Genomic DNA, 17,314 nt, shown 5'->3' on the forward strand with positions numbered 1-17,314 from the left:
CGCATATGTCAAGTAGGGTCTGATATATAGGCTTTTTAAAATCCTGTACTCTCCTTAAATAAGCAATTTTAGAACACTTCTAAGTGTTCTATTTTTTTACCTTAAAACGCTAAAAGTACCGATACAATAGGGATAAGGGAAACTTTTTTATTTTAAAAAAATATAAACATTTTCTAATATATTCTAGCAATAGAAATTCTATTGTCCCACAGTTGTCCCAATTGTCCCAATCTAGCATGTTTTGGGACAATTACTGTTATATCAACGTTTACTTAGACAATTCATTTAAAGCATTAATAGTTTTATCTTGCTGTTCAATATTTTGTTCTTTTAATAAATGTTCATATGCACGCATGGTAATGGCTGTATTTTTATGTCCTAGCAATTCTGAAACGTATTTAATCTGAACACCCTTAGACAATAGATACGAGGCTAGGGTATGACGTAGGCCATGTGTGGCTATCTGCTGTTTACGAGGTATGTTTATTTCATCTTGAATTAAAGTAAGGGTTTTAATACAACCTGTATCACTTGGAATCTTGCAGTCGAATGATTTAAAAACTGCATTTTCAGGATCACGATACTTGTTAGCAAGTTGCCATTTAGATTGTTCGAGTTTTAGTTGTTTTAGAATTATAGATAGTTCTGGCAATATAGGAACTGTTCTAATAGAACTAGGAGTTTTAGTCCTAGGTACAATTTTCTTTTCTTTTTGGTAATCATAAATGTTTTTAACATATAGTTCTTTCTTTTCAAAATTAACATTATCCCAAGTCAAACCACCGATTTCTTCAAAGCGCAATCCAGTGTAAGCACCGGTTAAAATCAAGTAGTAGGTAATTGCAGAATAAGATTTGTTTTTGTCAGCATAATCAATTAATTTTTTAAAATTATCAATGGATAAAAATTTTACTGCACGTTTTTTACTGGGAGCACCATTGATTGTTACTTTACGAGTGAAGTCGGAATAAATGATTTGATCGTCAATTGCGTCTTGAATACATGAACGGATTATTGAGTTAGTTTTTTTACAAGTGACCGTTGAACGCGTTTTTTGATAGTCATTCATAAATGTTTGATAGTCCATTTTAGATATGTCAGTTATTTTTGTATCAGGGAAGTAGTTATCTATAACTTCCGCAATATTGTTAAAACGGTTCATGGAAGAATAGCCAACGTTTGGCTTTTTATATACTTCAACCCATTTTTTATAATAATCATTGATAGTAACATCTTGTTTATCAAGACTAGATCCATGACGCATTTGTATTTCCATTTCTTCTGCGGCGTGACGTGCCTCTGTTTTGGTAGAGAAACCACCCTTAACATATCTTTTATTATTGCCTTGTTTATCTTGGTAACCAATTTTGTATCTATAAGATTTACCATGCTTTTCTATCGTTGCCATAATAAAGACCTCTTTAAGTCGTTTTTGGGCAAAAATAAATAAGCCTACTTGAGACTTAGATTTATTTTTGTTGTTTAGCCGATTATTCGTACTGATTATTAATATCTCTTTCAACACGTAATCTAAACTCAGCACTAATCTTTTTGTTTTTAGATTTATCCTTGGAATAGATGCCTTTGTTATTAAGAGCAATTATTGCAACAGTTTCAATGGATTGCAACAGTTTCAATGGATTCAATTTGATCGCCAAAATTATCTAAAGCAGTTCCCGTTTGAGAATAACTTAAATCAGAATTACCGGTCATCTCATCATCAACCTGATTTAACAAGGTACTTCCGATATTTCCATTGCCTTTTGCGTTAGCTTGTTTGGCTAATTTTTGTTCAGCATTAATTGAAAATTCAGGGAATCCACTATCACCGTATATTTTACTATCTGGAAGTGTCTTAGGATTATCCTCTGTGACTTGAGCTAAATAATATTCATAGCCATAGTTTATTTTTGCAACCAGCTGTTGTTCATCTGATAGTGTATTGTATTGGTCAATAGTAACGTGTGTATCACCATATTTCTTAAATGGCGCAAAGCTATAAAATAGGTATGATCCTACAAGGACCACAACCAGTGTAGATAAAATACATACAATAACTTTTTTCTTCTTAGACCAGTTCTTCATAATATTTCCCCCAAAGTATTAAATGAAATACAAAATAATTAATATTGGTATCGTAATGAATATAGTTAACATACATCCTATATGTGACATATTGCTTCCAGTTTTATTTAAGCTATCACTAGCCGATTGTAAACTCTTGGCAGCTTTACCCCAAGCGTTGTTATTTGCTAAGTATATTCTCTGCTGCTTACCTAATTCTTCTGGCGAAATTTGTACTTGTATTCCGCACTTTGGGCAAGTGGTTTCATTATGAAGCAATGGATATCCACACCTAATACAATGTGGATGAAAATCAATTAGTGGATCAGGCTTATTTTTGTCGTCTTTACTAAGATTAGCAAAAAGAATTGCTATTAATGCAACCGCAAGTATTACTAACAGTATAAAAAACATTATGTTTCCCCCATAAGATATATTTAATCAATTTAAGTATATCAAAAAGGGATGTATTAAAAGCTAATTCATTACCATTTTCTTCTTTACTATATATTCGTATCTTAGAGGAATGCAGAATTGTTGAAGGAACATAATGTAGTTATTAAATTGGATGTCATTATCACGACAATACTGTAGTAGTAAATCGATTGCTACCCTATTAGCAGCTCCCTCAGAACTAATCTTTCCAGTATTTGAGTGGTCATACATGTAGCAAGTATCACCGTTGAGCATATGACCAATTTCATGAGCTACCATCATTGGTAATTCTTCTTGCTTGTACCAATTCGTATTAATGAACATCATGTTTCGCTCCGGTATAGCTAAAGAGGGCCAGTCTGAATCTATTCCATTAAGTAATTCAAATCCTATGTGGTGATATAATGCGTAATTGAGCAAATATGTTGTAACATCACCCATATATTATTTTCCCCCATCTAAGATACGTCTAATCATTTCTAATTCTTCTGGTGGTATTTCTCTACCACCATAGCTCATGACTGTACTCTCCTTATTAGAATTAAATAATTATTTGAAGTACATATTGTACGGATGAGTGTGTAAAAGAAGGGATGCCCTTAAAAAAGGGGTCTCTTTTTTTATTAATTCTTGAATTTTTTAGTAAACCATCATAGAATGTAATCGCTTACAATAGGAGGGCTGAAATATGAAAATGAAAAAAGAAATCGTCTTTTTTCTCTCTTTAAGTCTCTTTATGTTATTTGGTATTAAGTCACAATCTGTACAAGCGGCTGAAACCGATACATATCAAACTAGTAAGAGTAGCTATAAAACAGTGATTAACACTAGAGATAGTATGGTTAAGCTCTATGCAAAAGGTAACGATGGGGTTTTTAGAATAATTAGTAATAGAGTTCTGGGGCCATCATCTTCATGGGCAACAGATAAGCAAGTTTACAATGGTGTAGAAGCTGATGGAACTCATGCGACCTTTTATAGAGTTGCTACAAACGAATGGATGGCAAATAATTCCGATGGAACAGCTTTTGGATTTGAAGTAAGACTTCAAAATTTACCGGGACAAGTAGATAATTATCCACCATCAGATGCTAAAGTGATTACTGTGAAAAATGGCGTTAATGCACCTATTTATGATTCCTATGGACATAAGACAGATAAAACCTTACCTGCTAATAGTTCATGGTTAACAGACAGATACTATTCTTATGGTTCAGGTATACCATTGAATTTTGTGGCCTATAGAATTGGCAATAATCAATGGTTAAGTCTTGAAGATATTAATGTAACTGCAAGTTACTAGACGTACTCAAAAAGGTCGTATTTCATATAGAGATACGGCCTTTTGAATATTATTTATAATTACCGTTATAAAAGTAATCGTTAAGTTTGTAGTTCAAGCGATTATCCCAATAAACAGGGGATTGCATCATTAACTCATCATTTTGTGAAACAAAAGCAGGGTACGGAACTTTGTGCTCTAAAGTCTTAGCCGTGTAGAGAAAATCGGGATCTTTAACTCTATTCATATTGGATTGATAATTAGCAATCATCATGAACATCACTAATGCGTAGGAAAGAACAATTCCACTCATAATGATTTTAAAAATTTTATGAGTCAAAGTGGTCATGTCGATAATTGCGATGGCTTTGTTGACATAAATAATTCCTAGAATATACAAAAAGACAAATGAACTAAAATATTCACGAATAAAGATCGGTGACAAGATGAATAAAAAAGGAATGAATAAGGCAACTGTGCTAAACAAATAAAAATAAGTGTCATAATTTTTAAGGACTAACAACGTGGACGCAATTAAGAAAAGATAAAATAGTATTCCAAATAGGCCATCAATTAAAGCAAGCTTATGATTTACTTGAAAAAATTGATAGTTAATATAGTTAATTTTACAATTCAACTTGAGATATAAATTAACTGATAAATAGTAAATTATAAAGAAGACAGCGGAAATAATAATAAAATATTGAATTCGCTTACTTTTGACTTCTTTTAAAGCAATAATAATCAATGATAAGCAGATTAGAGTGATAATAAAATAATTAAAAGTGATTATCCAAAAATGTGTCGTATTAACATAACTTTCAAAGTATTTGTCCAGTGAAAATGAAACTTTGCGATATTCATTTCTACTGAAGTAATAGGCTGGATTGACAAACATGAAAATCGCAGAGGACACGGCACCAAGTGTATATGCATAAACAATATTTTTTGATAAATTATTATTCTTACGTTTGTTCCAAATTTTAAGGAAATATATAGATAGAAGGCCGACAAAAATTTGATAAAGCGTCATGTGTTCGACAAATAAACCACCTATAAATGACATGAGAAAGAAAAAAGCTGTAGGCGAACTGTAATTGGTTTTAATATACTTTTTGAACATGATACAGTAGAGCAATGGTAGGGTAATCGGTGGTAAATAATTGACGAATCCAGCAAACCACATGAAAATACTTTGAATATAACCAGACTGTAAAGTGATAAAGAAGGCTAATGCCATAGTCAAAGATACTCTAGTACGGCCAGTTAAGTACCATAAACACCAAATAAAGATCGTAATGATACCAGCGTAAAAGATTGCCGCAAAAATTGAACTGTGCATGATTAAAATTTCTAAAAGGTTACCTAAATAACGTCCATTAGAGCTGCCACCAAATGAAGAGTCTAATCCATAGAAATGATGTGTTAGTAAATAGTGTCCCGGCTTGCCCCACCAAAAGAAATCGTCACCAGCTGGAATAATTAAGAATGACGTAATGAGAAAATATAAGTATAAAATTGAAAAAATAACTTTATTATTTAGATGAAATTTGAAAGACCTATTCATGAATAAACACTCACCCCAGTTTAAAACCCATAGCTTATGTATATATTATGATGTGGATGATAAGTTTTCAATAAGTTATAAATAATTTTGCTTAAATAAATATATAAAAAGACATCAATATTTGCTTATTGATGTCTTTTTGTACACTGAACTTATTATTTTCTTAAAGGCTTAAAATTAATTATTCGACATTATTTAATTATTAATTTAATATAGCTACACCAATTGTTAAATATGTAGCAAATAATATCCAAATTAGATAAGGGATTAGTAAGTTACTGGCAAGCCGATTGATCCGTCTAAAAAATACGATACACAGAAAAACGACAATATCTAATATTAAAATTATTATTAATCCCCAAATGTAATGTTCATTGAAGAAAACAATTGACCAAATAAAGTTAAGAAGTAGTTGTAGCCAAAAGAGAATTGATGATACTGTTTTCACACGCTTAGGAGCCCGATTTGAGAAAATAATTAGATAACCTGCGACCGCAATTAAAAAATAGAGTATCGACCAAACAATACCGAAAACATAGTCTGGTGGCGACAATGGTGGTAGATTCAATACATTATATTTGAGTTTTATGTTACCAGCAAAAGCTGAAGATAAGCTCCCCAACAATTCAACGATGACTATAAAGATTATTAAAGAGAATATCCCTTTTTTGATACCTAACTTTTCCATGATCCGCCTCCTCTAAGTTTTTATTAATTGTATTAAATTGAGGAGTAAATTTACAAGGAAAGAACAATTTGATATTTGCAAGTAAAGGAGCATTAGAAATAGATGATTTTTTCATAATGGTGGAGTAATAAATAATTGATTCTAATCTAAGCAAGCGCTATCATAAATACGAATTGGATAGTAAATGAGTGATTGGGATCACTTTGGAAACATGTAGGAACTACGTGAACCTACTTAGTCCGTTTAGTTTGATGAGGACTGAGTAGGCTTTTTTGTGTAAAGATTAAAAATATTTGGTGAATTGTATTATGCGTATTACTTGAAGGAATAGCATTTAAAAGATTATTGTTACCGTGAAAATATCACTATGTTATGTATAGTTTCGGGAGTGAAAATCATGGAATATGAACAGATGGATAAGCAAATTATTCAAGGTGTGGGTGGAAAAGAAAACATCAAATCTGTTATTCATTGTGCTACACGGTTGAGATTTGTTTTATATGATGAATCAAAAGCAGATGATAAAAAAATCGAAAATATTCCAGGAATCCTGCAACTGGTTAAACATGCCGGACAGTATCAGATTGTCATTGGAGGACATATTGAGGACGTTTATAACAAGTTAATTGATATGTTAGATTTTGACGATGTGTCTAATAATTCGTATAATCCTCAGAAACTCTCAAAGAAGCAAAGTTCAGTGGACAAGTTGATTGAAACGGTTACAGGAATACTTTCTCCGGCAATTCCTTTATTGGCGGGGGCAGGAATGGGAAAGGTTCTGCTTTTAGTTCTAAATCTGATGGGTGTATTATCATCCAAAGGCCAAACTTATATTATGCTGAATCTGATATTTGACACTGGGTATTATTTTATGCCAGCTTTTATTGGATTCTCTGCCGCCAAGGTTTTTAAAACCAATCAAATTTTGGGAGCTTTTATCGGATTAGTGACAGTTAATCCTAATTGGGTAGCGATGGTAGCTGCTGGTAAGCCAATACATTTTTTAGGATTACCAATCGACTTAGTATCGTATTCTTCAACCTTTATTCCCGCTATCTTGTCAGTATGGGCTATGTCCTATATTGAGAAAATCGTTAAAAGAGTTACTCCTGACGTTATTAAGGTATTTGCGGAACCAATGTTAATCATCCTGTTTACAGCACCGCTGACTTTTTTAATCATTGGTCCTGTTGCTAATTTAATTTCTAAAGGTATCGCCAATGGCAGTATGTTTTTATATAACAGTGTGGGAATGATTGCTATCCCAATATTAGCTGGTCTTTATCCCTGGTTAGTTTCGATGGGAGTTCACAAGGCCCTGAGTCCAATTAGTATTCAATTGTTGATCTCTAAAGGTTACGATCCAATTGTTCGAGTAGCAGCTTTATGTTCAAATATGTCTCAAGCAGCCGCCAATTTAGCAGTTGGATTAAAAACTAAAAATAAAAAATTAAGAAGTTTGGCCTTGTCATCCAGTGCTACTGCGTATTTAGGTGGTATCACTGAACCGGCAATGTTTGGTGTTAATTTAAAATTAAAAAAGCCAATGTATGGTGCCATGATTGGTGGCGCTGTTGCCGGAATATTTGCCGGATTTATGAAAATGAAGGCATTTGTTTATGTCACACCTGGTCTGCTGAGTTTGCCTATGTGGGTTTCGAAGACTGAGAACTTCATATTACCCGCAATTATGACAATTGTAGTTTCCAGTTTAGTAACTTTTGTGGCTACTTGGTTGATTGGGTTTGAGGATCCGGTAGATGATCCGGATCTTAAATTTGAAAAAAATAACGCTAATAAACAAACTAATGCAAAACAAACACTCAAGAGTCCTGTTGAAGGAAAAGTAATTGCCTTGAGTAAAGTTAATGATAAAACTTTTTCCAGTGGCATTATGGGTAAAGGAATTGCGGTTATTCCTAATTCTGGAAAAGTGATTGCACCAACCGATGGTAAGGTGGTAGCGTCTTTTGCAACCGGACATGCCATCGGGATTCACCTAGATAATAATGCTGATCTGTTGATTCATATAGGAATTGACACGGCAGAATTAAAGGGAAAGTATTTTTAAACATTAGTTCAAAAAGGTGAACGATTTTCTGCTGGTCAGGAATTATTAAGATTTGATGTTGAAGGTATTAAGAAATCGGGGTATGACCCTACAGTTATGGTTATTGTACTCAATAGTAGCGATTTCCTAGAAATATCACCAATTCCTGAAGTGGAGAAGGAGGTTACCATAAATAACAATTTGTTGATGTTAGCGTAGTAGGAGGCTCTTATGAAAAGTTATCAGATTGATCCTGATTTTCTATGGGGAGTTGCTACGTCTGCCAACCAAGTGGAAGGTGGTTGGAATGAAGACGGTAAAGGAATGTCAATTGCTGATTGTTTAAGATATCGTCCCCAATTGGATGTCACTAATTATAAAGCTACTAATTCAATAAGTAGTAGACAAGTTAAAGAAGCCATGTCTGATCTTTCGACGAAAAATTGGGCTAAACGCCATGGTGTAGATTTCTATCATAATTATCATGAAGATATTAAGCAATTGGCCGCTATGGGTATTTCGGCTTTTAGATTTTCAATCAGTTGGGCCAGAATTTTTCCCAATGGTGATGACCAAGAACCTAATCAAGCCGGGCTAGATTATTATCTAGACCTAGTTAAAGAAATGAATAAGTACAATATTGAACCAATTATGACGTTGTCGCATTATGAAATTCCTTTGAATTTAGTTTTGAATTACGACGCCTGGTATGATCGTCGTGTGATTGGTTTCTTTGACAGATTTGCCAAAACGGTCATTGACTATTTACACGATTATGTAAAATATTGGATTCCTATTAATGAAATTGACAGCATCATCCGTCATCCGTTTTCATCAGCAGGTTTAATCAAAGATCGGTTCCCTAATAAAAATTTTAAAAATGTTATTTATCAAGCAATGCACAACCAATTTGTGGCTTCGGCAAGAATCATCAAATATTGTCATGAAACTTATCCTGATTTAAAGATTGGTTGTATGATCACTAGTACAATGGTCTATCCATACAATAGTGATCCAAGAAATGTTTTGAGAGCTACTGAAATCATGAGAAATGTCTATGCTTTTAGTGATATCCAAATTAGAGGTCAATATCCTAAGTATCTTTTGAAGAAGTTAAAAGAAGAAGATATTAAAATCGAAGAAAAAGCAGAGGATGCGGATCTAATTAAAAGAAATACGGCCGATTTTATTGCTTTTAGTTATTACTCATCGGTTTGCACAGCCTATGATACAAGTGGTTTACAGGTAACTAAGGCTAATCGAATCAATGGAGTTTATAATAAGTATCTTCCTGAAAGTGAATGGGGTTGGCAGATTGATCCGATTGGTTTGAGACTTTCATTAATTAAACTTTATGATAGGTATCAAAAACCACTATTTATTGTAGAAAATGGTCTGGGTGCTTCAGATGTCTTAATGAGTGATAAAAAAGTTCACGATGACTATCGTATTTGTTATTTACGAGATCACATTCATCAAATGCTAATTTCCTTAGTTGAAGATGGAATTGAACTAATTGGCTACTGTGTCTGGGGTACTACCGATATGATTTCTGCTTCATCTAATCAAATTTCCAAACGTTATGGATTGATTTATGTAGATTTGGATGATGAAGGTAATGGAACTTACAAGCGTTATAGAAAAGACAGTTATTATTGGTATAAAAAATTGTTATCCTTTGGAAATAAGATCCCAATGTCTTTTTTTGATGAACCATTAACGCATGTGAATGAATCAGCTGTTAGTTAGAATAAATTAATAAAAAGGTAGTGTTTGATCATGAAGACAGCAGAAGAAACTTGGCTTGAAGAAGGCAATCAAGCAATGCAAGGTTGGAACTTTGAGCATTTGGATGGTCGGTGGAAAAATGAATCACTGCCTTGGAATTATTCCAAAATTGTCCAGAGATATTTGCAAGCAACTGACATTTGGTTAGATATGGATACAGGTGGTGGTGAACTGATGACCAGTTTTCAACACGATTCTCAAAGAACCTATATAACTGAAGGATGGGATTCCAATATTGAATTTCTCAAGCAAAAGGTTGTTCCTAGTGGTGTGACACTTTATGAAGATCCAACCGAGAATCTTAATTCAGTCCCGGATAATAAATTTGATATTGTAACTAATTGTCATGGTGCCATGCCAGTACCAGAGATTAGTCGTGTTTTGAAAGAGTCAGGAATGTTTGTAACTGAGCAAGTTGGAGCCACTAACAATTTTTTCTTATCTCGTTTCTTTAGGGATGATTATCAACCAGCTTATCCTGACAATACCTTGGTTAATAATGTAATTGCTTGTCAAAAGGTGGGACTAAAAGTATTGAAGTCAGATGTTAGTTTCTCTAAAATGTCGTTCTTTGATGTAGGAGCTGTTGTTTATTATGCGACAGTTATTCCATGGGAGTTTCCTAACTTTGATGTAAGAGATAATTTGTCAAAACTCTATGAATTGCAAAATATCATTGACCAAACTGGACAGATTGATACGTACGAAGATCGATTTTTGATTGTTGCAAGTAAGCAATAATATAAAAAAGAGGCATGAATTTTCTTATCAAAATTCATACCTCTATTTTTTCCGTTTCTTTAGTTCATCAATTTCACGATGTAATTCATGATTCTCTTTTTCTATCTTGTCCAATTTAATTAAAATTTGATCCAATTTATCATCACTTCTTTCGGAAGTTTCTTGAGTGAAGTAATTGGTAATTGTACTAGTGAGAGTTCCGATAAAGCCGATACCAATGATCATCAAGGAGACAGCTGAAATTCTACCAACAAGTGTAGTAGGTGCAACGTCGCCATAACCGACTGTAGAAGCGGTCACAATGGCCCACCAAAATGAATTACTTAAGGAAACATTTTCGGCTAGAGAATAAGAAATGGCTGCTGTAACTAAGACGATTCCACAGATAATGATTAAGTAAATAAAGCCATTGATCCGTAAGAACTTTTTAGCATTTTTTTGCATTTTCCCAGCAGTTCCAATAAAACGGATCAATGTAAAAACTTTAGCGAAACGAAGTACATTGACTACACGGAAAATTCGAAAGGCATTAAATATAGTATTGAAAGGCAAAATTGCTAATAGGTCGAGAATGTTGTGTCGAAAGAAATCCCCCTTGTCCTTAGCTAAATAGAGACGTCCAAAATAATCGAAACAGAAGATTAAAAGGGTTGCAATGTCGATTTCAATATAGGGTGAGCGTGAGATATCAAAGTGAGGAATGTAGCTCAATACTAAAATAATAAGTGAGAGTAGTCCTGCTAGAACAATGACAAAATAATATCCATTTGAATGCAAAAATTTATGAAACTTTTTCATGGTCTCAATTCATCTCCATTTAGTCTTACTAATTTGTAATATAGCACTAACAGTTGTGTTAGATGTATTTACAGGAAAAATAAATTTCTGGATAATGAAATTTATCAATTCAAGGAGATTAATATATGCGACAATTCACACCCAATATCACACACAAGGCGCTGAATCGAGACACATTTAAATTTTTGTTAATGGGGTTAATGGTTTTAGACCACATTAGTTATTTTATTTCACCGTATTTAGCGGATGTTTTCCATCTTATTACTAGAGTAGTAGCGGTTGGTTTTGCTTATTTGGTAGTTGAAGGACTACATTATACGTATAGTCGTAGAGATTATCTGTTTCGTTTAGGTATTTGGGGTATTTTGATGGCCTTAGGAAATTACCTCATGAATTTATTTGTTTTACGAAAAGATTACGCAATGTCCATTACAGGAGACAACATTTTTCTAACACTCTTTGTTGGTGCAATTATTGTTTGTCTTTGGGATAACCGTCAGAAACAAAAACAGAAACGACTATTGAGAGCCGTTTCTGTTATTTTGGTTATGATAGGAATCATACCTATTTTGGAGGGGAGCTTTATTATTTTCCCGTTCATGTTGATAACACAAATAACACATCAAAATATTAAACGAAGAAATTTGAGTTATTTAGCTTTGATGTTAGTTATAGCGACTATTGAATTACCAATAGCCTTATCGATAGGAACGACTGATCTATTGATGTTATTTGACAGTATTGCTATGAATGCCAGTGATACCTTTTTTATTCTAATTGTGCCACTATTAACTTTTTATAATGGAAAATTGGGTAAGTACGATAAAAAATTAAAATATGTGTTCTATTTATTTTATCCATTGCATCTGTGGCTTATACACTTATTAGCTAGCCTGTTGTACCGTTAATCGTTCCATTTAAAATTCTTATTATCTAAAAAGAGTGAACGTCCGAGGTGATTTTCGTCACAAAAGATAGTGGTTGCGAGACCTTCAGAATATCTAGAAGGAGTTACGGCTTTAAAATTATCCAAATATGTGAGTACCAATTGTTGAACCGATTCAATGATTTGTACTCTTTTTTTGTGTGGAAGAATTTTGAATTCTTCAGTAACATAGACCTCAATTTGATCATTTTTTAAGTAATTAATACGTTTAATAAAAGTTGTCCAATAAATTTTTAGATTTTCCGATTTTCTAGTAGTAGATTTAGAATCAACTTTAAGCCTGTGAAGTGCTAACTCTGTTTTACTATTTAGATGCTTATTAAGCTTTTTGTTAAATTTTTTGATCTTATTGAAAAATCTTTGTGCACGAAATTCGTCATAATGGTCAGTAGTATCTGTGGCTGCTGTTACTGGTGTAACTATGTTTGTGAACATTGAGATTGATATAACTATTAAAATAAGTGATAATCGCTTTTTCATATATTCTCCCGAAATATTTTGCTAAATTATAACCGATTTGTATACATCATGCTATTCGAAGATAATATAATTGAATATTAAATTTATTCTAATTATTATTAAATAAAAAGAATGTAATTTATAAGCTTAATCTTGGTTTGATGTTAATTCTGTTAGTGTTACAATTATTAAAATTATTTTTACTAAAGGGAATGATTTCTAATGAAAAAATATATTAATCGTTCGTATTTTTGTTTAGCCATTATATTTAGTTTATTAGCGGGGTTAGAGATACCTTTCAATACAATCACTTATTCTTATATTTTTTACTTGATCAGCAAAAAATCGGTGAGTTTAATCATACCATCAGTAACTTTAATTATTTTAGGTTATGCTGTTTTTGCAGTATTGGGGTATACAAAAAGTGTAATTGTAAATAAAAATATTTATTTAATTAATAGTAAATTGAAGGAAAACTTTCTAATAAGTAAGATGGCTAATGTTACAGAAGAACAGGAGAATTTTGAATCAGGAAACTTATCTTTCTTTCTGAATGATTTAAAACTGTTAGAGGATAACTATTGGCGACAGATTTTTGCGTTGTTGGGTTCAATTGTGATGACTATAGGGACTCTAACATATGCGCTCTACAGTAACGTCTATATCACCATTATTTTTTTGCTTTTTATGATCATACCTACTTTGGCTCCAAAATTATTTACTAAATCGATTCAAGCAAAAACTGATACTTGGTCTCAAAATAATCAAATTTTGTCATCGACAGTTAAAGATTTACTACATGGAGCTTTATTATTACGCCGCTATAATGTAACTGGTGGTTTTTCAAAACGTATGAATCGTTCTATTTCTGAAATGGAATCCTCTAATGCCAGTTTGAAAAATCAGATTGCTTTATCTAACAGTGTTATTGGGATGCTTTTCTCCACCTTTTCGTACTTGCCTATTGGTTTGGGGATTTATTTTACCATTACTGGAAGGATAACCTTAGCTCAATTTGTGGCAATTCAATATTCATCATCTTGGATTTTAAACGGTTTTAATCAGATCATCACTAGTTGGAATACTATCAGCAGTACGAAGAGTATTCGTACAAAAATTCATCAGTTGAAACCGCTTAAGGTTATTGCTTCAACTGAGAAAGCGGTGGTAATGAATAAATTATCGGCCAATGATATCAGTTTTAATTACAATCAAAAACAAGTTTTCCATGATGTATCTTTTTCAGTAACTCAAGGTGAAAAAATTTTGATAGGTGGTAAATCAGGAATTGGTAAGTCAATCTTAATTCGAATGATCCTTCAAGAACTGCAACCAACCACTGGAAAATTGTTATTCAATAATCATTCCTACTCACAAGTTGATTCTTATAATAATTTTGGAATTGTAGGGCAGACACCGATTATATTTGAAGATAGTCTCAAGAATAATATTACTTTAGGAGATGATACTGCCGATGATCAAAAGGTTATTACTGCTTTAAAGCAATCAGGATTGGAGGAGTTTGCCAATGAGACATCGTTACGAATGCAGATTAATGAAAATGGACATAATTTTTCTGGAGGACAATTAAAGAGGATTGAAATTGCTCGTGCATTGTACTTTAATCGCCAATTGCTACTAATTGATGAGGGGACAGCATCACTAGATCCTGAAACAGCAACTTCAATTCATGAGTCAATTCTGAATAATAAATCTTTAACCGTAATTGAAGTAGATCATCATATTCCGGATGAGGTAAAAAAACTCTATGACAGGGTTTATGAATTGAGTAATACCGGTTTGACACTACAAAATTAAGAAAGAGACCAGATAGTGTTTCACTTATATTTCTTGAAATAAATATGTTTAATACGTAATCTTGTAAAATAATTTAGTTTAGTAAGACAAAAACAGCCCCTATTAAGAGATTCAAGTAAAGGAAGATATACCTTGAATACTTAATAAAGGCTGTTTTTTTAATTATATGTTACTGAATTCTTGTTCTTCATCTGAATGAACATTATTGTGCTTATGTTTGATTTTCATCTGATTGGATGCGGACACTTGATGGACAACAAAACTACTATCATTCGTATGCGGATGAACAATAAAAAAATCGCAAATAATCATTGCCGAAGTGAAAAAGATGTTTAACCTAATTATCTTTTTTAGATGTTTTTTCAATTATTACTCCTAATTTTTTTAACTATTATATCCAGAAAAAGGAAAACTAGTTATTTTAGAGCTTAAAAAAAGACACTGCCGAGGAGCAGTGCCGTTAAGTTAGAAGAATTATTCTATAGAAGGATTGTACTATTGAGAATATAATATTATTGCATATTTTGGGTTTCTTCCAACAAACTTATTATATTACAACTTATAGATAAAAGTACGTTTATATAAAAAATAAATAAAATAATAACTATTATACTTATAATCAAAAAAATCTTTGTAATGAATACTTTTCATCAGCTTTGTTGAGAACTTCTTACCATTATTTGTTCTGATTGTAACAAGTATCCGATATGTAAATAGGTTAAAAATGTTAATTATTCCTGAACTTGGTAAAATCTAGCTAAAGATATCAAGATGTCTTGTTAGGAGGTGCTAAAATCATGTTTAATCGAATTCTTGTAGCTATTGATGGAAGTAAAAATTCATATGATGCCCTGGGTGCCGCAATTACCTTAACTAAACAATTTAATTCGAAACTATTTTTAGTTTCAGTCGTTAATACGGCTAATTTACCAGTGAATGTAGGTGTCTCATACGCTCCTGGACTAACTCATGATTTAGAAGAAGATGCTAAGACCGACCTACAAAAAGCTGAAGACCTCGTGAAGAAAGCCGGCTTGGCTTGTCAGGTAGAACTTTTAAATGGCGAACCTCGCTCAGAACTAGCTCATTTTCCTAAAGATAAAACAATCGATCTGATCGTTATGGGTAAAACAGGTTTAAACGCCTTAGAGCGTGCCTTTGTCGGATCAGTAACACGTTATGTTTCAGAACATTCAAAAACTAATGTTTTAATGGTTGATTAGGAAATTAAGCATCGAATATATTTTTACTCATTTCAGGTAATTAAAACAGCACTTATTGGGAAATATATATTGTACAGAGACTCAAAGTCGTGTGCATTATATTTCTGAATAAGTGCTGTATTTTTATATTAAATGCGAATCATTTATTCTTTAACATTTCTTGAACAGTGGATTCATTATGTGCTAACCAACCACAGGCACCAGCAGCGATAGCACCAACTAGGTCATCCAAAAAGACATTGATTTTTCCAGTAGATTTATCGTTCAGTTTGGCCAAAATTCCATGTTTCAATTTATCGACATAACCGTAGTTAGTAACGGAAACGGAACCATACAAACTAGCTAAAGTAATAGCCATATTTTCATCAATACCATAAGTTGACTCATCAGTACGCATAATACGTTGCATAGGTCCAGATAGTAGCCCCTTTTCGGCTAGAACATCTAATTCGATACCAGTCATAATAGCATTTTGTGCTTCACGTTTATGTAACACTTTTTTGATGGCGTGAATAGCTATTTCGGTATTTAGACCGGGAATGTAATCTTTTTCCAAAAAAATAACAATTTCAGCAATGTCATCTAATTGCACACCACGATCGTTTAAGTTTCTAATAATATGTTCAAAATATTCTTTGTCTTGTTCTTCAAATGATACCAAAATTAAAATCTCCTTATTATTTATTTGCATCCCATTCAGCTTTAAATTCATCTAGAAAATCCAGCATATATTGATGACGCCCTTGGGCAATTTTTTTAGCAGTAGGAGTGTTCATCATGGCAGTTAATTTTAACAATTTTTCATAAAAATGGTTGATAATAGTTTCGTCGTTTAAATTACGATATTCAGCTTTTGTCATTTTTTCACGCGGTTTGATAGCTGGATCGTAGATAGTTTCGGAATTGTTCCCTCCATAATAGACAGCTCTCACGATACCAATGGCACCAATAGCGTCTAGTCGGTCGGAATCTTGTACGATTTGTCCCTCTAAAGATAATTTGGGAGGATTGTCTAGTGACTTGCTGAATGACAAATTGTGAGTAATATAGAGGATTTCGCTAATTTGTTCATCAGTCATGTCCAAACCCTTTAGGAAATCATAGATTTCTTTCTCTAATTTAGCTGGATCAGAGACTAGTTTATCGTCAGCTACGTCATGTAAGTAGGCCGCGGCCAGCGTAATCAGATGATCGGCAGGCTCTTTTTTCAAAATTTGTTTAGCAGTCCTAATAACCCTTTGGATATGATCAAAATTATGACCAGTTGTGTCTTGTTTCATCTTATTAAATGAATACTTACGAATGGCACTTAGTTTTTCTTCGTCTGTCATCAAATCAATCCCTCTTTAAATGAATAACTATATTGTCACACAAAAGGGTTTGTATTTAAAATAATACCGAAAATTTCAATAACAAGTTAGCCACTTGGACAAAATAAATTGAATCCAAGTG

16 protein-coding genes and 1 pseudogene are annotated in these 17,314 nt (G+C 32.7%); 7 read left to right on the forward strand and 10 right to left on the reverse strand.

Translation table 11 applies throughout. The features are described from left to right. Positions 1 to 268 precede the first annotated feature (268 nt). The 4 genes from FD33_RS06200 to FD33_RS06215 all read right to left on the reverse strand — a co-directional run bounded on the left by FD33_RS06200 (position 269) and on the right by FD33_RS06215 (position 2,823). A complete protein-coding gene (locus FD33_RS06200) occupies positions 269 to 1,408 on the reverse strand; it encodes a tyrosine-type recombinase/integrase (protein WP_025086250.1) in 1,140 nt (379 codons plus the stop codon). A 206-nt stretch (positions 1,409 to 1,614) separates the two neighbouring features. After that, a complete protein-coding gene (locus tag FD33_RS06205; protein ID WP_025086249.1) occupies positions 1,615 to 2,085 on the reverse strand; it encodes a hypothetical protein in 471 nt (156 codons plus the stop codon). Between the two features lie 18 nt (positions 2,086 to 2,103). Further along, positions 2,104 to 2,478 carry a hypothetical protein gene (locus FD33_RS06210; protein ID WP_025086248.1) on the reverse strand — a complete coding sequence of 125 codons (375 nt, stop codon included), beginning with the start codon at positions 2,476 to 2,478 and terminating at the stop codon, positions 2,104 to 2,106. A gap of 63 nt (positions 2,479 to 2,541) precedes the next feature. Beyond that, positions 2,542 to 2,823 (reverse strand): M48 family metalloprotease, encoded by a 282-nt coding sequence (locus FD33_RS06215; protein WP_156407830.1) that lies wholly within the window; start codon positions 2,821 to 2,823, stop codon positions 2,542 to 2,544. A 364-nt stretch (positions 2,824 to 3,187) separates the two neighbouring features. Here FD33_RS06215 and FD33_RS06220 point away from each other — a divergent pair, with 364 nt between their 5' ends. Then, positions 3,188 to 3,802 (forward strand): hypothetical protein, encoded by a 615-nt coding sequence (locus tag FD33_RS06220; protein WP_025086246.1) that lies wholly within the window; start codon positions 3,188 to 3,190, stop codon positions 3,800 to 3,802. 49 nt (positions 3,803 to 3,851) lie between these two features. Here FD33_RS06220 and FD33_RS06225 read toward each other — a convergent pair whose 3' ends face one another. Continuing rightward, a complete protein-coding gene (locus FD33_RS06225) occupies positions 3,852 to 5,348 on the reverse strand; it encodes a hypothetical protein (protein WP_056955840.1) in 1,497 nt (498 codons plus the stop codon). A gap of 202 nt (positions 5,349 to 5,550) precedes the next feature. Beyond that, a complete protein-coding gene (locus FD33_RS06230; protein ID WP_056955841.1) occupies positions 5,551 to 6,036 on the reverse strand; it encodes a TspO/MBR family protein in 486 nt (161 codons plus the stop codon). A gap of 397 nt (positions 6,037 to 6,433) precedes the next feature. Between FD33_RS06230 and FD33_RS06235 the strand changes: the two are divergent. From FD33_RS06235 to FD33_RS06245, 3 genes and pseudogenes are all read left to right on the forward strand, one after another. Next, positions 6,434 to 8,308: pseudogene (locus FD33_RS06235) on the forward strand (PTS beta-glucoside transporter subunit IIBCA). 12 nt (positions 8,309 to 8,320) lie between these two features. Beyond that, positions 8,321 to 9,838, forward strand: coding sequence for a glycoside hydrolase family 1 protein (locus tag FD33_RS06240; RefSeq protein WP_056955842.1), 1,518 nt, complete (start codon positions 8,321 to 8,323; stop codon positions 9,836 to 9,838). A 30-nt stretch (positions 9,839 to 9,868) separates the two neighbouring features. Then, complete coding sequence (locus FD33_RS06245) at positions 9,869 to 10,618, forward strand: methyltransferase domain-containing protein (protein WP_056955843.1); 750 nt, start codon at positions 9,869 to 9,871, stop codon at positions 10,616 to 10,618. Between the two features lie 42 nt (positions 10,619 to 10,660). Here FD33_RS06245 and FD33_RS06250 read toward each other — a convergent pair whose 3' ends face one another. Then, positions 10,661 to 11,416: a potassium channel family protein gene (locus FD33_RS06250; protein WP_025086140.1), complete on the reverse strand. Its 756-nt coding sequence runs from the start codon at positions 11,414 to 11,416 to the stop codon at positions 10,661 to 10,663. A 125-nt stretch (positions 11,417 to 11,541) separates the two neighbouring features. Between FD33_RS06250 and FD33_RS06255 the strand changes: the two genes are divergently transcribed. Next, positions 11,542 to 12,324, forward strand: coding sequence for a TraX family protein (locus FD33_RS06255; protein ID WP_051564318.1), 783 nt, complete (start codon positions 11,542 to 11,544; stop codon positions 12,322 to 12,324). Here FD33_RS06255 and FD33_RS06260 read toward each other — a convergent pair. Then, positions 12,321 to 12,797 carry a hypothetical protein gene (locus tag FD33_RS06260; protein ID WP_235806956.1) on the reverse strand — a complete coding sequence of 159 codons (477 nt, stop codon included), beginning with the start codon at positions 12,795 to 12,797 and terminating at the stop codon, positions 12,321 to 12,323. The two genes, FD33_RS06255 and FD33_RS06260, sit on opposite strands and share 4 nt — an antisense overlap. Positions 12,798 to 13,043: 246 nt before the next feature. Here FD33_RS06260 and FD33_RS06265 point away from each other — a divergent pair, with 246 nt between their 5' ends. Both FD33_RS06265 and FD33_RS06275 read left to right on the forward strand, forming a co-directional pair. Further along, positions 13,044 to 14,639: an ATP-binding cassette domain-containing protein gene (locus tag FD33_RS06265; RefSeq protein WP_056955844.1), complete on the forward strand. Its 1,596-nt coding sequence runs from the start codon at positions 13,044 to 13,046 to the stop codon at positions 14,637 to 14,639. 797 nt (positions 14,640 to 15,436) lie between these two features. After that, a complete protein-coding gene (locus FD33_RS06275; RefSeq protein ID WP_034544574.1) occupies positions 15,437 to 15,862 on the forward strand; it encodes a universal stress protein in 426 nt (141 codons plus the stop codon). A gap of 139 nt (positions 15,863 to 16,001) precedes the next feature. On the opposite strand, the gene FD33_RS06280 is transcribed toward FD33_RS06275, so the two are convergent. Together FD33_RS06280 and FD33_RS06285 are read right to left on the reverse strand one after the other, a co-directional pair. After that, on the reverse strand, positions 16,002 to 16,523 hold the full coding sequence (locus tag FD33_RS06280; protein WP_025086406.1) for a phosphatidylglycerophosphatase A family protein: 522 nt from the start codon (positions 16,521 to 16,523) through the stop codon (positions 16,002 to 16,004). Positions 16,524 to 16,539: 16 nt separating this feature from the next. Then, positions 16,540 to 17,193, reverse strand: a complete 654-nt coding sequence (locus FD33_RS06285) for an HD domain-containing protein (protein ID WP_056955845.1) — start codon at positions 17,191 to 17,193, stop codon at positions 16,540 to 16,542. Positions 17,194 to 17,314 lie beyond the last annotated feature (121 nt).

The sequence above is a fragment of the Companilactobacillus paralimentarius DSM 13238 = JCM 10415 genome, assembly GCF_001434985.1.
Lineage (GTDB): Bacteria > Bacillota > Bacilli > Lactobacillales > Lactobacillaceae > Companilactobacillus > Companilactobacillus paralimentarius.

Coding starts and splice junctions, on each gene's coding strand:
- FD33_RS06215 (WP_156407830.1), bottom strand. CDS start 2,823: ATGTTCATTAATACGAATTGGTACAAGCAAGAAGAATTACCAATGATG.
- FD33_RS06260 (WP_235806956.1), bottom strand. CDS start 12,797: ATGTTCACAAACATAGTTACACCAGTAACAGCAGCCACAGATACTACT.
- FD33_RS06240 (WP_056955842.1), top strand. CDS start 8,321: ATGAAAAGTTATCAGATTGATCCTGATTTTCTATGGGGAGTTGCTACG.
- FD33_RS06245 (WP_056955843.1), top strand. CDS start 9,869: ATGAAGACAGCAGAAGAAACTTGGCTTGAAGAAGGCAATCAAGCAATG.
- FD33_RS06210 (WP_025086248.1), bottom strand. CDS start 2,478: ATGTTTTTTATACTGTTAGTAATACTTGCGGTTGCATTAATAGCAATT.
- FD33_RS06250 (WP_025086140.1), bottom strand. CDS start 11,416: ATGAAAAAGTTTCATAAATTTTTGCATTCAAATGGATATTATTTTGTC.
- FD33_RS06285 (WP_056955845.1), bottom strand. CDS start 17,193: ATGACAGACGAAGAAAAACTAAGTGCCATTCGTAAGTATTCATTTAAT.
- FD33_RS06230 (WP_056955841.1), bottom strand. CDS start 6,036: ATGGAAAAGTTAGGTATCAAAAAAGGGATATTCTCTTTAATAATCTTT.
- FD33_RS06205 (WP_025086249.1), bottom strand. CDS start 2,085: ATGAAGAACTGGTCTAAGAAGAAAAAAGTTATTGTATGTATTTTATCT.
- FD33_RS06255 (WP_051564318.1), top strand. CDS start 11,542: ATGCGACAATTCACACCCAATATCACACACAAGGCGCTGAATCGAGAC.
- FD33_RS06275 (WP_034544574.1), top strand. CDS start 15,437: ATGTTTAATCGAATTCTTGTAGCTATTGATGGAAGTAAAAATTCATAT.
- FD33_RS06225 (WP_056955840.1), bottom strand. CDS start 5,348: ATGAATAGGTCTTTCAAATTTCATCTAAATAATAAAGTTATTTTTTCA.
- FD33_RS06220 (WP_025086246.1), top strand. CDS start 3,188: ATGAAAATGAAAAAAGAAATCGTCTTTTTTCTCTCTTTAAGTCTCTTT.
- FD33_RS06200 (WP_025086250.1), bottom strand. CDS start 1,408: ATGGCAACGATAGAAAAGCATGGTAAATCTTATAGATACAAAATTGGT.
- FD33_RS06265 (WP_056955844.1), top strand. CDS start 13,044: ATGAAAAAATATATTAATCGTTCGTATTTTTGTTTAGCCATTATATTT.